This window comes from Rhodococcus aerolatus (assembly GCF_054783215.1).
The window spans coordinates 52,531-67,359 of record NZ_BAAGQZ010000013.1 but is presented as its reverse complement, the minus strand read 5'-3'; the positions used below and the strand labels follow the sequence as shown (position 1 = coordinate 67,359).

The window sequence follows — 14,829 nt, the reverse complement described above, 5'->3', positions numbered from 1 at the left end:
AAGAGCTCGACGGGGTCTGCACTCGGGTGAAGTCGGTTTCCCGGCCGACCAGCGGGGCGATCACCGAGACCAGGAAGGTGATGCCGGAGGTGGTCAGGATGGACTGGTCAAGACCGTCCAGGGGGCAGCAGCCGACCGCTACCGGGCCTGACAGGTCCGTGGAAACCCCGGTGAGGTGAGGGCCCGGCTCACGGAGCGGTCAGCAGGCGCCCTCCTGGTCCGCCTCTCTCCGGCCCTCGGGGGTTCACCGCCCGGTGGCGCTCCGGACACCTGGTCCGTCCACCGTCGCGGTCGTGCGCGTGTGCCCCGCTCTGCTCATCGCCTGCGTGGTGCTCGGTGGGTGCGGGGGGCCGGTCCCGCTGACCCAGGTCGGCTTCACCACCACGCTCTCGGTCCCCGACAGGGAAAGCGTCCCGGATGCGGCCGGGGCCGCGCCGGACCTGCTGGCGGGGTGGGCGGCGGCCCATGCCACGGCCGAGGTGCCGGCTCGGGCCGTGCTGGCCTACGGCGAGGCGGAGCTGCTGCTGCGACACCTCTCGCCGGGGTGCGGCCTGTCCTGGAACACCCTGGCCGGGCTCGGGACGGTCGAGTCCGCGAACGGCACCCTGGGCGGCGCCGTCCTGAGCGCCGACGGCCGAACCACGCCCGTCGTCCGAGGCCCTGTGCTCGACGGGACGAACGGCAACGCCGACATCGCCGACACCGACCAGGGGCGGCTCGACGGGGACACCACGTACGACCGGGCGGTGGGCCCCCTGCAGTTCATCCCGCAGACGTGGGAGCGCTGGGCCACCGACGGGGACGCCGACGGCGTCGCCGATCCGGACGACCTCGACGACGCAGCCGCGACGGCCGGTCGGTACCTCTGTGCGGCGGGCGGTGACCTCACCACGGCGCAGGGGTGGACTGCCGCGGTGTTCGCCTACAACCACTCCGACCGGTACGTCCGGGACGTGCACGACGCTGCGGAGGCGGCCGTCACGCCCTGACACCCCCCGTCATCGGTGGTTCACCCGACCGACGTTCGTCGTGCAGTCGCTGCACGCCCGCTGGTCCTCGCGCGCTCCTTACCATCCTCGCGCCCGCCGAACGGCTGGCCCGACGAGGAGTGCCGCCGTGCCCGGTCGTTTCCAGGTGTACACCTCCGCCGCCGCCGCCGGACCGGTGCGGTGGCGCCTGATCAGCGAGAACGGCCGGCCGCTGGCCCAGAGCGCCATCGACTTCCCCACGTACGAGCTCGCGCGCGACGACGCCGCCGCAGTTCGGGAGTGGCTGCCCACGGCTCGGTTCGTCCTGTCCGTCCAGGACCGGGCCGGATGGGGTTGGGAGGTGCACGACGGGCCGGGGGAGCGGGGTGTCGCGCGCGCCCGGTCGACCCGCCGTTACTCCCGCCGGGTCGAGTGCCTGCGCGCGGTGTCCCGCTTCAGCTCACTCGGCCTCGAGTCGAGCGTGGGCCCGCGGGTGCTCAGCTTCCCGCTGCGGTCGCCGGACCTCGGCCCGCACCCGACCTGAGGTCGGTCGACCCCGGGACGGACGTCGTCGCCCGGGGGACCGGGCGTCGTCTCCCGTTCACCGGACGGGGTCGCACCTGTTCACCGGCGGCTGACTGGATGAGGCCCGGCGATCGCCACCCGAACATCCTCCCGAAGGGTTCCCCATGCGCATCACCAGGACCGCGTCCGCGGGCGTGACGGTCGCGGCCGTGCTCGCCCTGTCCGTGCTGAACGGCTCGGCGGCCGAGGCCGTGCCCGCTCCGAACGGCTACCTCGACTCGATCACCCTGGCCGGGTCGGACACGATCCAGGACGTCGACACCGCGCTCACCGCGCAGTTCAACGCGGAGCCGGCGGACGGCGACAAGGTCACCAACGTGCCGGCCTTCTTCTCCGGTGCGGTCACCTCTCCCGGTGACCGCTCCTGCGCGCCGATCACCTACGCCCAGACCCCGGGTGCAGGGCAGACCCAGGCCCCGGCCGGCTCCGGTGCCGGGAAGAATGCCCTGAGGGCCTCGGTCGCCGCCGGCAACGGGTGCGTCGACGTCGCCCGGTCGTCGTCGGGCCGGGGATCGTCGGACCCCGCGACGTTCGAGTACTACGCGTTCGCCAAGGACGCGGTCGGCTTCGCCACGTTCCAGCAGGGGCTGAGCCTGACCACTGCGCAGCTGCGCGGCATCTACAACTGCACCCTGACCAACTTCAACCAGGTCGGCGGCCCGAACCAGCAGATCCAGCGGTACCTGCCGCAGGCCAGCTCCGGCACGCGCGGCTTCTTCGTCGGCACCGTGCTCGGTGGCGCCGACCCGACGACCGTCAGCAGCGCCAGCTGCCCCGCCGTCACGATCATCAACGAGAACGACGCGTCGCAGATCGCTTCGGGCAGCCAGCCGGCGGCGATCCTGCCCTACTCGGCGGCGCAGTACGTCGCCCAGGGCAACCAGGTCCGCAAGCCCGACGGGACGCGCGTCGCGGACCTCCGCAACGGCGCCGTCATCGGGACGCTGGACGGTCAGAACCCGGTCACCGGGTCGGCCCCCAACCTGGCCCCGAACACGACCGTCTACAACTCGTCGTACATCGGCGCGCGCAACGTCTACCACGTCCTCGACAACACGAGCGTCAGCTACACCGAGGCGCTGCGGTACCTCGGGTTCGACTCCAACGGCCCGAGCCAGCTCTGCTCCGGTGCCTACAGCGCGACCCTCCTCGCCTACGGCTTCGCGCCGCTGCCCGCCAACCGAGCGGGCTACACCTGCTCGCTGAGCTGACCACCTCCCCCGACCTGAGGACCCCTGACACCATGACCCACGCACTCCCCTCCCCCCGTGGACGGCGGCTCGCCGCCGCGGTCGCGGCCCTGGTCGGCCTCGGCGCCACCGGCGCCGCGGTGGTGCTGGCCCCGACGGCCAGCGCGGACGTCACGACCAACCAGACCAAGAGCTACAGCTGCCGGGACACCAACACTTCGTCGCTCGGGGTGAAGTACACCGTCGCGGTGACCCAGAGCCTCGTCACGCCCAGCAGCGTCCAGGCGGGGCAGACGTTCACCGTCCGCAACCCCCTCACCAGCCTGGCCTTCGACGCCGCTGGGACGGGCTCGCTGCTGACCAGCTCGGCGACGGGCATCGCCGCCAGCACGTCGTTCAACGGGGTCAACTCGCTGCGTCCGGACGACACACTGCTCCTGGCGCCGACCAACAACGACATCCCGGCGCAGTCCTTCGGCGCCAACCCGACGACGATCACGCTCACCGGCGCCACCTCGCGCCCGTCGTCGGACATCGTCGCCACGCCGTCGACGACGGGCGGGTCGACCATCGACCTGTTCTTCGCCAACAACATCCAGCTGGACCTCGTCCTGACCACGGCGACCGGCTCGACGCCGGCCACCGTCTACTGCCAGAACCTGTCCCAGGGCGCGGGTGCCGCCGCGGTGAGCGTGCCCATCACCGCCGCACCGCCGACGACGACGCCGACCACCACGACGCCGACCACCACGACGCCGACCACCACGACGCCGACCACCACGACGCCGACGACCACGACGACGACGCCGACGACCACGACGACGACGCCGACGACCACGACGACGACGCCGACGACCACGACGACGACGCCGACGACCACGACGACGACGCCGACGACCACGACGACGACCACGACGACGACGCCGACGCCGACGACCACGACCACGACGACGCCGACGACCACGACGACGACGCCGACGACCACGACGACGACGCCGACGACCACGACGACGACGCCGACGACCACGACGACGACGCCGACGACCACGACGACGACGCCGACCACCACGACGCCGCCGACGACCACCACCCCGCCCGCGGGCCGGGCCGATCTCGTCACCACCCTCGACGTGGCACCTCGCATCACCCCGGGTGCCACGACGACGGTCACGGTCACGGTCACCAACCGCGGTACCGTCACCGCGGCTCCCGGAGGTGCCGGCGTGTTCGTCGGCCCGGGTCTGACCGTGACCAACGACGGCGGGGGCCGACCGGCCCCGATCGGCAGCGGGACGGGTATCGGGTACGCCTCGCCGCAGCTCGCCCCGGGGGCGTCGGTGACGTTCACGGTGACCGTCAAGGCCACCGCGAACCCGCCCGCCCTGGGCTTCGTCGCGGCGGGTGCGGTCTCGCCGACGCCGGACACCAACCCGTTCGACAACGTCACGTTCCGCTTCCCGGCGATCTTCTGATCGGGAGCCGGGTCGGGCTCAGCCCGATCCGGCCAGGACCACCGAGCCCCGACCCAGCCAGGGTCGGGGCTCGGTGGCGTCCGGGACCGCACCCGTCGTGCAGCTCGCGTCGCCGCACGACCAGCTCGACGGCTCGGGACCGGCCGTCGAGCACGCGTTCCGTGCGTCGGACACCGGGGTACCGGCACGGCAGAGCACGGGCGGGGGGACTCCGGGCGGCGGTGCCCCGGGGCGCGCGACGCGGCCCACGCTGCCGGGGGCCCGCGACGTGGGAAGGCGTGCCCGCTGCACGCCCACGACGGACGCGACGGTGCGCCGTCCGGGGGGGGCTCGGCCGTCAGTGGTCCCGCCGGGGCACCGCTGCGGGAACACGGTCGTCAGTAGGCGACCGTCCGACACGGCCCCCGAGGACTGGTTGGTGACGAGGAGGGCTCAGCGACGCTGTCGAGGCGGGCGAGGCGGGCGATCAGCTGTCTCGTGACCCGGCGACTGCGGAGAAGAGCGACCCGTGCTGCACCGGATCTCGGGCTCGGCGTGGAACCCCACGTCTGGACCAGGAGCCGGTGCAACCGGGGCCGCCGCGGTCGAGACGCGGGGCTGATCCAGGGCCTGGGCGGCCGTCTCGTGATGACCGCAAGGGCCGCGCCCTCACGAACGGAGCAGTTCCGGAACACGTGTGGGTGCCACGGCAGGACGTTCTCGAGCCCCCGTCGACCCGCTGCTGTCCCCGGTGGACCACCCCGGTCACACCATCGACCTCGACGAGGAACGACCGTGGAGCTGACCGGCGCGGCCCCCCGGCCCGCAGCCCCCTCAGGCCCAGGCGGGCAGCAATCGGGCTGCGACCACGGCGAGGAAGACGGCGAGACTGATCAGGGCGGGAGCGGTCACGGCGAACGAGGCGAGAGGGGTCCACCGCCGGTAGAGCACCGTGGCCGCCACCGCGGACGCCGCGAACCCCGCCAGCACGATCACCAGCAGCGGCCACTGGCTGGAGTCGCCGGACGTGCCGCGCTCGGCGTCGGAACGGCCGCCTTGCGGGCTGGGGACGAACGGGGGAGTGACCTCGATGGCCGTGGCCACCACCGCGTCGCTGGTGTTGAGCAGGTCGTCGGTGGCCGAGGACGTCAGGGTGAGCCGGTTGTCCTTCGTCCTGCCGAACGCCGTGTCGGCGTCGAGTGGGCCGGACACGACCGAGTCCACCTTGTACAACGACTGCCCCTGCACGGTGGTGACGACGACCTGGTCCCCCACGGCCACCTGGTCGAGGCGGGCGAACTCGGCACCGAAGCCGTTGCGGCGGGCCACGACCACGCTGTTGCCCGGCTGTCCCAGGCCCGCGGTGCCCGGTACGTGCCCGGGTCCGCGCTGGGTCGTCCCGGAGTCCGCACCCTCGATCACCGCGGCCTGCACGCCGATGGTGCCGATCTCCAGGATCGCGACCGGGTCACCCTTGGCCGAGGGCTTCGTGGGGGCAGCCACGCCGAACAGGCTGTTCGTCGCCGCCCCCACCGACTTGTCGACCTGGGTCCGCAGGTCGGCCACCGCCGCGCGCTGCGCGCGGGCCTGCAGCAGGGGTCCGACCGCGTAGACGACCACGGCCAGACTGACGAGCGCCACGACCAGCCACAGCACCGTGGTCCACACCAGCTGCTTCGTGCCCGGCCGCCGCGACGCGGGCGGGGCGGGCGGCGTCGCGGGCCCGGCCGGGGCCGGGGGAGCAGTCGTCATCAGGGACCCAGCTCCTGGATCGTCGGGGTTCCGACGAAGGTGCGGTGCGCCCAGGACCGGATGTCGCCGAACGTCTTCCCCGAGAGCCGGTTGGACGCGATGACCCCGGCTCCCGACGTGATCCCGACGAGCCCCGCCAGCCCCGCCAGCGGACCAAGCGGTCCGAGCGGGCCCTTCTGCCCGAACACCGGGATGTCGACGGTGTCCGCCGCCTTCTCCACGGCAGCGGCGGTCTCGGCGGTGGGTAGCTGCACGGCGGCCGCGTCGGCGGAGCCGCTGAGCCCGGCCGGGCTGTCCAGCAGCGAGGAGAGTGAGGCAGCGCTGGACCCGGACGACCCCGGACCGCCCGACGACGAGGCCGCTCCACCGGCCCCGGTGGCAACGCTCGATACGGACGCGGCGCTGACGGCCTTGCACGGCCCGGCTGCCGTCGGGCTGGCACCGACCTTGGCCACACTGGCCTTGGCCACGTCCACGAGCGACGAGGTCAGCGGGGCCAGACCCGGGGTGAGCGAGGACTGGCTGTTCGCGGCCAGGTAGGACACCACGGAGCTCAACGAGTCCTGCGCGTCGGTCCGCGCGGTGCAGTCGGACGCCAGCAGCGGCGAGGCCTGTGACACCGCGTACTCGACGAAGGTGAACGGGTAGGCAGCCCCGCCCGCGCCGGCCGACGACGTGAAGAGCCCGTTGGCGTCGGTCTTCCCGGCGGCCGCGGCCGCCTGCAGGCCGGCGGCGTCGGGCGTGATGTAGCTCCCGCCACCGTTCTGGACCGCGGCCACCGGCAGGCCCAGCGAGGTGGCGGTGACCAGGTCGGTGACGACGAACTTCGCGCAGCTGTTCTTGTACTGGTTGCCGGCGTCGGTCGGGTCGATGTTGGGGCAGGCGACGGCGCCGGGGTTCAGGGTGTCCTTGCCGAAGATCGAGCTGTAGATGCCGCCGACCGAGGCGGTCTGGCGGACGTAGGCCGCGGTCGAGTTGACGACCGCGCTGAAGTCGGAGAACTCGGGCACGGCCGTGCCCGCGGTGCCGTCGGTGACGTTGGTCGGCAGGTCCGGCACGACGAGGGCGGTCTTTGCCGCTGCGTCCTGGTGCAGCTGGGCGGACATCGCCGCCGGTGTGGAGTCCTGGCCCGTGGGGTACACGGTGGTCGGCGCCTGGGAGTAGGGCAGGCCGTAGCCCCGGTTGTCGAACCCGTCGACCAGGCCCAGACCTGCGTTGGCCGGGTTCGTCACGATGGAGGTGTAGAGGTCCGGTGCACCCGCCGCCGGGGCTCCCGTCAAGGGCGGGCCGCTGAACGGCGGTGCGCCCGGACCCGGCCCGGTCGGGAACGCGTGGACCAGGATCTTCGCGACCTGGGCCTGCGTCAGGTTCAGGCGGGGTAGCGGCAGGGGCGAGCCCGACGGGAGCGGCGACGTGTCGCCGGTCTTGTTCGAGATCGCCTCACCCGGGGTGTTGGAGACCGCCTCGATGCCCCCGATCTCGGCGAGCACGACGGCGTTCAGCCCGACCGGGGTCAGCACGCTCGGCTGCGCCGTGGCGGGCGCGTCACCCGCCGCGAGCAGCGAGGAGCCCGCGAACGTCAGGTCAGCGGTGTCGCCGAGCGAGCGCAGCCCGGACCCCTCACCGTCGCCGACGAGGTTCATCGGCAGCGGCTGGCCGGAGCCGGCGCACAGCCCGGTGTTGAACGCCGCGACCTCACCCTGGGCGCGCTCCGCACCGGCCACGGACAGCGACGCGGAGCCGGGCTGGCCGCACCCTGCCGCGCCGGTACCGAGCGGCGGCTTCGGCTTGACCACCGCGTCGGTGATGTTCGACCAGACCGACCGGCTGGTCGTCTGCTCGGACAGGCCGAACCCGATCGTGCAGGCGTTGTCCTGGTCGCAGGTCGGGTAGTCGGCGTTGGGCTTGCCGTCGGTCTGGCCGGGGAGGAAGACCCCCGGGCTGTTGGGCTTGCCGGAACCGATGAGGAAGTCGACCGTGACAGAGCTGTCCGAGGCCCGGGCGAACAGCGGGAACGTCGGTGTCGTCGTCGACAGCGCCGCGGTCTGGCCGGTCGCGTCGATGGGGGCGTTGATCCCGGTCGGCCACGCTGCGTTGCACTGCGCGGTCCCGATCGTGGGGCGCACCGGCGCATCCGGGCTCAGCACGGTCGGGCACATACCGATCAGTGAGACCCGGATGAACGGCTGCATCCCGCTGAAGGTGACCTTGACGTGGTCCCCCGCGGTGACGCCGGCGCGCGGGTCGGGCGTCATGGTGACCGTCAGCAGCGTGCCGTTCGGGTTCGGGCGGCCGAAGTCGTCGGTCGGTCCTGCCGGGTTGGTCAGCACCAGCTTGCTCGTCGCCGGCGGCGTCGGGACCGGTGCAGCGGAAGCCTGGACGTTGAGCAGCCCGGGCAGCAACGGGGCGGCGAGCAGGCTGAGCACGACGAGGAGGCGCGCCCCTCGTCGTGGGGCTGGGGCAGGGCTGAGCACGGTCACTCCAACGGGTGTGGTCGCGGCGGGGGCGAGAGCCCGGGGCAGGGCCCGGGTGGCGGCGCACGGCTGCACCGAGGATCGCCGGGTGCCCCCGCCGGGCACAACGTGGTGGACCCACGCCGACCCACGGTTGGGCGGTCCGCCGTCGCGCGTTCACCTCCGGGCCACCCGCGTCGCCACCGCGCTCCCTACCTTCGACGCCGTCGGGGCCCTGGCCCCAGCCCGTCGCTGCGCGGACCGCGCGCGACCACACCGCGACACCGAGGAGCGCCCCGACCCATGACGACGACCGAGCGGCCGCCCGGGCCGGGCCCGACGCCCGCCGCGGCGTCCCCGAGGGCGCTGCCGGACAACCCGAGCCGTGCGGACTCGGTGTTCCGCATCGGGGCGACCGGGGCCGGGGCCGTCGTGCTGGCCCTGCTGGCCCTCATCGCGGTGTTCCTGGCCAAGGAGGCCTCTCCCGCCTTCGCGACGTCGGGCTTCGCCTTCTTCACGACGGTCGCGTTCAACGCCCTGGCGACCCCCCCGGTGCTGGGGGTGCTCGGGCTGCTGCTGGGCACCGTGGTGGTCGCCGTCATCGCCGTCTCGATCGCGATCCCGATCAGCGTGCTGACGGCGCTCTACATCACCCAGTACGCCGGGGACCGGCTGCGCGGCGCGATGATCGCCCTGGTGGACCTGCTGGCGGCGATCCCCAGCCTCCTCTACGGCCTGTGGGGGTTCGCGTTCCTCTCGACCAAGATCGTGCCCGTCTCGCAGTTCCTGTCCGACGCGCTCGGGTTCATCCCGCTGTTCCGCGTCGAGCAGGGCGCGCAGTACATATCGAGCTACTTCATAGCGGGTCTCGTCGTCTCGCTGATGACGCTGCCGATCATCACCTCGATCGTGCGCGAGGTCTTCGCCCAGACGCCACCCGGGGAGAAGGAGGCGGCGCTCGCGCTGGGCTCCACCCGGTTCGACATGATCCGGACGGTCGTCCTGCCCTTCGGCCGCGGCGGAATCATCGGCGGCTCGATGCTCGGCCTCGGCCGCGCGCTGGGCGAGACCATCGCGGTCTCGCTGCTGCTGCCCCAGCTGCCCACCGTGGCGGTCCACGTCTTCCAGTACGGCGGGTCGACCATCGCCGGCTACATCGCGAACAACAACGGGGCGTCCGGGATCGCGCTGAACGGGCTACTGGCCGCCGGTCTCGTGCTGTTCGGCTTCACCCTCGTCACCAACTTCATCGCCTCGGTGGTCATCAGCCGCAGCCGCTCCGGGGCGGGGGTCGACTGATGACCGCCCTCGACCCCCGTCCGCCCGCGGCGACGGCGAGCCCGACCACCCCGCCGCCGCCCGGCGCCCCGGCGAGCGCGACCACCCCCCCGCCCGAGGCGGCCGCGGCCCGGGTGCTGCCGCCGCCGCGGCGGCCCGCGGAGTGGCAGACGAACGACGTCGCCGGGATGGTCGGGTGCGCGGTCGCGTCGGCCCTGCTGGTCGAGCTCGTGTTCGGCGTGCTCGCCTCGTCGCCGGGCTGGGTGGCCGACCTAGCCCTCGGCTACGTCGTGTTCCTGCTCCTGCTCACCGTGGTGACTGTCGAGCAGAACGGCACGCGCGGGGCCCGCGATCGCATCGCGCAGGTGGTCGTCATCACCGGAGCGGGGCTGCTCGTCGCCCCGCTCGCGAGCCTGGTCCTCTACGTCATGGCGCGGGGCCTGCCGAACCTGCGGCCCGGCTTCTTCACCCACGACCTCGCCGGCATCACGCCCGACCAGCCCGCCACCGAGGGCGGGGCGCTGCACGCCATCGTCGGCACCCTCGAGCAGGCGGGCATGGCGCTGCTGGTCGTGCTGCCCCTGGGTGTCGCGACCGCGGTGTTCCTCAACGAGACCCGCTCGAGGTTGCGTCGGCCGGTGCGCATCGTGGTCGACGCCATGTCGGGACTGCCATCCATCGTGGCCGGTCTGTTCATCTACGCCGCGCTCATCGTGTCCAAGCCCGTCGACTCACCGGTGTTCAACTTCAACGGGCTCATGGCGTCCCTCGCGCTGTCGATCATCATGCTGCCCACCGTGACCCGGACGGTCGACGTGGTGCTGCGGCTCGTGCCCGACGGGCTCCGCGAGGCGTCGCTGGCCCTGGGGGCGTCGCGCAGCCGCACCGTGTGGAGCGTCGTGCTGCCCACCGCGCGCAGCGGCATCACCACCGCCGTCGTCCTCGGCCTGGCTCGCATCGTCGGCGAGACCGCGCCCCTGCTGTTCACCTCCTTCGGCAACAGCCTGCTCAACGCCAACCCGGTCGCCGGGCCGCAGGAAAGCCTGCCGCTCTACGTCTACCGCTTCATCAAGTCCGCCCAGCAGACCGAGAGCGACCGCGGCTACGTCGGCGCGGTGGTCCTCATCCTGGTGGTGCTGGTGCTGTTCGTGATCGCACGCCTCGCCGGCCGAGCCGGCTCGTCCCGCCTGACACGCGTCTTGCGCCGCACCCGAACCAGGAGCCCACGGTGAGCAGCAGCACCCAGCACGGCACGTCCGGTGACCGCGACGCCGTCGAGGACACCGACGTCCACGACGTCCTCGTCGACGACGGCCCCGCCATGGACACCGGGCTCTGGTCGGAGCCGGGGCGACGCGACAACGGTGGCCACGACACGGCCCTGCTGACCCACCAGGACCCCTACGGCCTCGAGCCGGACCCGGAGCTCGCGGCCGAGCCGGAGGTGCCCGAGGGTACCCGCCAGGTCGGGCCGATCACCCTCGTGGGCGCCCCGCCCCCGGGGGCGGCGACGATCGACGCGGTGGGCGTGCACGCCTGGTTCGGCAGCCGGCTCGTCCTGGAGGACGTGAACCTGCGGATGCCGGCCAACAAGGTCACCGCCCTGATCGGGCCGTCGGGCTGCGGCAAGTCGACCTTCCTGCGCATCCTCAACCGGATGCACGAGCTGGTTCCCGCCGCGCAGCTCGCGGGCGAGGTCCGGCTCGACGGCGAAGACATCTACGCCAGCACGATGCGCGCGCAGCACGTCCGGGCCCGGATCGGCATGGTGTTCCAGAAGCCGAACCCGTTCCCGGCGATGAGCATCCGCGAGAACGTGCTCGCCGGGCTCAAGCTCGGCGGCATCCGCACCCGGCAGCGCGACGACCTCGTCGAGCTGAGCCTGCAGCGCGCGGGTCTGTGGAAGGAGGTCCGCAACCGGCTCGACACCCCGGGCGGGGCGCTCTCCGGGGGCCAGCAGCAGCGGCTGTGCATCGCCCGCTCGCTCGCGGTGCGGCCCAACGTGCTGCTCATGGACGAACCGTGCTCCGCGCTGGACCCGACCTCGACGCGGCGCATCGAGCAGACGATCGCCGAGATCGGCGAGGAGATCACCGTCATCATCGTGACCCACAACATGCAGCAGGCCCAACGGGTCTCCGACTACTGCGCCTTCTTCCTGGCCGCGGAGAACCAGCCGGGCGTCGTCGTCGAGCACGGCGAGACCGAGACCATCTTCGGCAGCCCCGAGGACCCGCGCACCGACGACTACGTCAACGGCGTCTTCGGCTGACGCCGGACGTGACCCACCCCCAGCACCCGAGAGGCTCACCTGATGGTCCGCGACCCCCGCGCCCGCTCGTGGCGGCTGTTGCGTCGGCTGCTCGTCGTCGCCCTGCTCCCCGTCACCCTGGCGGTGGCGGCCGGCCAGCCCGCCTCCGCGGTCGGCAGCCAGGCCATCGGCTCCGGGTCCACCTACGCCGCGATCGCCATCCGGCAGTGGATCTCCCAGGCGCAGACCCAGGGGTTCGCCGTCAACTACACCCCGTCGGGGAGCCCGACCGGGCTGAGCCAGTTCGCGGGCGGCCAGGCCGACTTCGCCGGCACGGAGGCCGAGTACGCCTCGGTCAACGCCCCCAACCCGCCCCGGGGGTTCCAGTACGTCCCGGACGTCGCCGGAGCCACCGCGATCATGTACAACCTGCACGAGGCGTCGGGGAACAAGGTGGACTACCTGCACCTCACCCGCGACACCATCGCGAAGATCTACATCGGGCAGATCACCAACTGGTCCGACCCGGCGATCAGCGCGTCCAACCGGGGCATCGTCTTCCCCTCGGCGCCGATCAACGTGGTCCACCGCGGGGGTGACTCGGGGACCACGGCGCTGTTCTACGACTTCGTCGCGCAGACCCTGGGGGGTGCCTACACGTCCTGGTTCGGCGCGAACTGCCAGGGCAGCGCAGCCATCCGGCCGGTCAACGTGGTGAACAACTGCCAGGCCGCGGCCCTCGGCGCCAAGGTCACCACGTTCAACGACTCCGAGCAGATCGCCCAGTTCGTGGCCAACGACGGGATCGGGGCGAACTCCATCGCGTTCGACGAGTTCGGCTACGCCAAGAAGTTCCAGGTGCCCACCGCCTGGGTGCAGAACGCGAGCGGGGGCTACGTGCTCCCCTACGCCGAGAACATCTCCGTCGCGCTCGAGGACGCCCGGCTGCGGCCCGACCTGAGCCAGGACCTGTCGGGGGTCTACGGCAGCGGCCGGCAGGGCGCCTACGCCATCTCTGCCTACTCCTACCTGGTCACCCAGTGCTCGAACGGCTACAGCACCTGCGCCGGTCCGTACTCCGACCCGGGCAAGACGACGACCCTGGCCGGGTTCATGAGCTACATCGCCTGCGGCGGGCAGTCGACGATGGCCAACCTCGGCTACTCGCCGTTGCCGCCCAACCTGTCCCAGGAGATGGCCAACTCGGTCGGCCGGCTGACCGGTCAGCCCGTGCAGCAGCTCAACGCGGGCAACTGCGCGAACCCGCGGTTCTCCGGCAGCCTCGGCGCGGGGGCGAGCAGCCCGTGCGACCCCTTCCTGTGCGGTGCCGCAGCGGGGGGATCCAGCGGGGGGGCCAGCGCGCTGGGCGCCGGCGGGGGCGGCGGCCCGGGCGGTGCGTCTGCGGCAGCCGGTGCCGGCGGCGCGGGGGGACCCGGGCCGGCGGGGGCCGGGGCCGGGGGTGCGGGCGGTGCCGCGGGGGCAGCGGGGGCCTCCGGCGCCCCGGCCGCGGCGGCGACGGCCCAGGGCGCGGACGACGCCGCGGGCGGCGGCAGCGACCCCAGCACCTACCGCAAGGTCGATCCCCGGGCGTTGAGCGCGCTGCTGCCAGAGGCGCTGGGCAGCTGGCCCGTCGTCGTCGTCACCCTCGCGCTCGCGGTCCCCATCGGCCTGTCGCTGCTGCGCCGTCGGCTGCGCGCGCGACAGGAGCGGGCGTGAGGGCGGAGGGCGGGGTGCGGCCGCGGCGGTGGGTGGCGGCACGTGACCTGCTCAGTCGGCCCGCCGTCGCCCTCGGCACCGCGATGGTGGTGCTGACCGGGGGCGTCGGCGTCGCGCACGCCGTGTCCTCGGCCGGGGCGGCGCCGCCCCAGCGCGTGCTCCCCGTGCCCACGGCCCGCGGTGGCGAGGTCATGGCCGCGGTAGCGGCCGCCGCCCCGGCGACCCCGGCGTCGCTGCCGGCCGCGCCCGCCGCCGTGCCTGTGCTCGCACCCCACCCCACCGCCGCGCCGGGCGCGGTGGTCCCCCCGGGCGCGCTGCTCGAGCTGCCGTCGGGGCCGTTGGGCATCCCGGGTGCGGTGCTCGTGGCCTACCGGAAGGTCGCGGACGAGCTCGCGGCCTCCACCACCGGCTGCCACATGACGTGGAACCTGCTCGCCGGCATCGGGCGCATCGAGTCCGGGCACGCCTCCGGCGGCCGGGTCGACGCGGCAGGCACCACCCTGGGCCCGATCCTCGGCCCGGTGCTCGACGGCGCCAACCCCGGTGACGGGGTCGTCCGCGACACCGACGGCGGCCGGTTGGACGGCAACACCAGCTACGACCGGGCCGTCGGGCCCATGCAGTTCATCCCCGGCACGTGGGCGGTCTACGGCGCCGACGGCAACGGCGACGGCGTCGTCGACCCGAACAACGTCTACGACGCCTCCCTGGGGGCCGGCCGCTACCTGTGCTCGGGCGGGCTCGACGTCGCCGACCCGGCGCAGGCCCGCACCGCGGTGTACCGCTACAACAACTCCGACGCCTACGTGAGCAACGTGCTGGCCTGGTCGGCCGCCTACGCCCGCGGGGTCGAGCCGACCGCGTCCGAGCTCGGGCCGGTGCCCGCCCCCGCGACGGCCGCGGCTCCTGCGCCGTCGGTCGCGCCGGCTTCCGCACCGACGGTCAACCCGACCCCGCCAACGGGCGCGCCCCCCGCCGCCCCGACCCAGGTCACCCCGACACCCGCACCCGTGCCCATTCCCGCACCGCGCACGGTGCCGGCCCCTGCACCGGCGACCAATCCGGCACCGGCGACCACTCCGGCACCCGCGGCGGCGCCGACGTCGGCGCCCCCCAGCCCCGGTGCCGCGTCGCCGGCGGTGTCGGCGGGTCCGGGGACCCCGGGTCCCACCGGCTGAGCCGGGC

The 14,829-nt window shown here is 73.5% G+C and carries 11 protein-coding genes; 9 read left to right on the top strand and 2 right to left on the bottom strand.

Annotated features, from left to right (window positions below):
* Window positions 1-293: 293 nt before the first annotated feature.
* The 4 genes from ACYVOF_RS06235 (at window position 294) to ACYVOF_RS06220 (ending at window position 4,215) form a co-directional block, all read left to right on the top strand.
* Window positions 294-989: a lytic murein transglycosylase gene (locus tag ACYVOF_RS06235; RefSeq protein ID WP_460864783.1), complete on the top strand. Its 696-nt coding sequence runs from the start codon at window positions 294-296 to the stop codon at window positions 987-989.
* Window positions 990-1,116: 127 nt separating this feature from the next.
* On the top strand, window positions 1,117-1,512 hold the full coding sequence (locus tag ACYVOF_RS06230; protein WP_460864781.1) for a YegP family protein: 396 nt from the start codon (window positions 1,117-1,119) through the stop codon (window positions 1,510-1,512).
* A 145-nt stretch (window positions 1,513-1,657) separates the two neighbouring features.
* On the top strand, window positions 1,658-2,764 hold the full coding sequence (locus ACYVOF_RS06225; protein ID WP_460864779.1) for a substrate-binding domain-containing protein: 1,107 nt from the start codon (window positions 1,658-1,660) through the stop codon (window positions 2,762-2,764).
* Window positions 2,765-2,796: 32 nt separating this feature from the next.
* Window positions 2,797-4,215 (top strand): hypothetical protein, encoded by a 1,419-nt coding sequence (locus ACYVOF_RS06220; protein ID WP_460864778.1) that lies wholly within the window; start codon window positions 2,797-2,799, stop codon window positions 4,213-4,215.
* Between the two features lie 813 nt (window positions 4,216-5,028).
* Here the strand turns inward: ACYVOF_RS06220 and ACYVOF_RS06215 are convergent.
* A complete protein-coding gene (locus tag ACYVOF_RS06215; protein WP_460864776.1) occupies window positions 5,029-5,946 on the bottom strand; it encodes a sortase in 918 nt (305 codons plus the stop codon).
* Window positions 5,946-8,372: a hypothetical protein gene (locus tag ACYVOF_RS06210; RefSeq protein WP_460864774.1), complete on the bottom strand. Its 2,427-nt coding sequence runs from the start codon at window positions 8,370-8,372 to the stop codon at window positions 5,946-5,948. Before ACYVOF_RS06210 ends, ACYVOF_RS06215 begins: the two co-directional genes overlap by 1 nt.
* Window positions 8,373-8,702: 330 nt before the next feature.
* Between ACYVOF_RS06210 and pstC the strand changes: the two genes are divergently transcribed.
* The 5 genes from pstC (at window position 8,703) to ACYVOF_RS06185 (ending at window position 14,822) form a co-directional block, all read left to right on the top strand.
* Window positions 8,703-9,698, top strand: a complete 996-nt coding sequence (gene pstC / locus ACYVOF_RS06205) for a phosphate ABC transporter permease subunit PstC (RefSeq protein ID WP_460864772.1) — start codon at window positions 8,703-8,705, stop codon at window positions 9,696-9,698.
* Entirely contained in the window at window positions 9,698-10,909 is a 1,212-nt protein-coding gene (pstA, locus tag ACYVOF_RS06200) for a phosphate ABC transporter permease PstA (RefSeq protein WP_460864770.1), read from the top strand. The genes pstC and pstA overlap by 1 nt, the downstream gene beginning before the upstream one ends.
* 251 nt (window positions 10,910-11,160) lie before the next feature.
* Entirely contained in the window at window positions 11,161-11,949 is a 789-nt protein-coding gene (locus ACYVOF_RS06195; RefSeq protein ID WP_460865009.1) for a phosphate ABC transporter ATP-binding protein, read from the top strand.
* Window positions 11,950-11,991: 42 nt separating this feature from the next.
* Window positions 11,992-13,644: a substrate-binding domain-containing protein gene (locus ACYVOF_RS06190; protein WP_460864768.1), complete on the top strand. Its 1,653-nt coding sequence runs from the start codon at window positions 11,992-11,994 to the stop codon at window positions 13,642-13,644.
* Window positions 13,641-14,822: a lytic transglycosylase domain-containing protein gene (locus tag ACYVOF_RS06185; RefSeq protein ID WP_460864766.1), complete on the top strand. Its 1,182-nt coding sequence runs from the start codon at window positions 13,641-13,643 to the stop codon at window positions 14,820-14,822. Before ACYVOF_RS06190 ends, ACYVOF_RS06185 begins: the two co-directional genes overlap by 4 nt.
* The last annotated feature ends 7 nt before the right edge of the window (window positions 14,823-14,829 follow it).

Coding starts and splice junctions, on each gene's coding strand:
- pstA (WP_460864770.1), top strand. CDS start 9,698: ATGACCGCCCTCGACCCCCGTCCGCCCGCGGCGACGGCGAGCCCGACC.
- ACYVOF_RS06215 (WP_460864776.1), bottom strand. CDS start 5,946: ATGACGACTGCTCCCCCGGCCCCGGCCGGGCCCGCGACGCCGCCCGCC.
- ACYVOF_RS06190 (WP_460864768.1), top strand. CDS start 11,992: ATGGTCCGCGACCCCCGCGCCCGCTCGTGGCGGCTGTTGCGTCGGCTG.
- pstC (WP_460864772.1), top strand. CDS start 8,703: ATGACGACGACCGAGCGGCCGCCCGGGCCGGGCCCGACGCCCGCCGCG.
- ACYVOF_RS06220 (WP_460864778.1), top strand. CDS start 2,797: ATGACCCACGCACTCCCCTCCCCCCGTGGACGGCGGCTCGCCGCCGCG.
- ACYVOF_RS06225 (WP_460864779.1), top strand. CDS start 1,658: ATGCGCATCACCAGGACCGCGTCCGCGGGCGTGACGGTCGCGGCCGTG.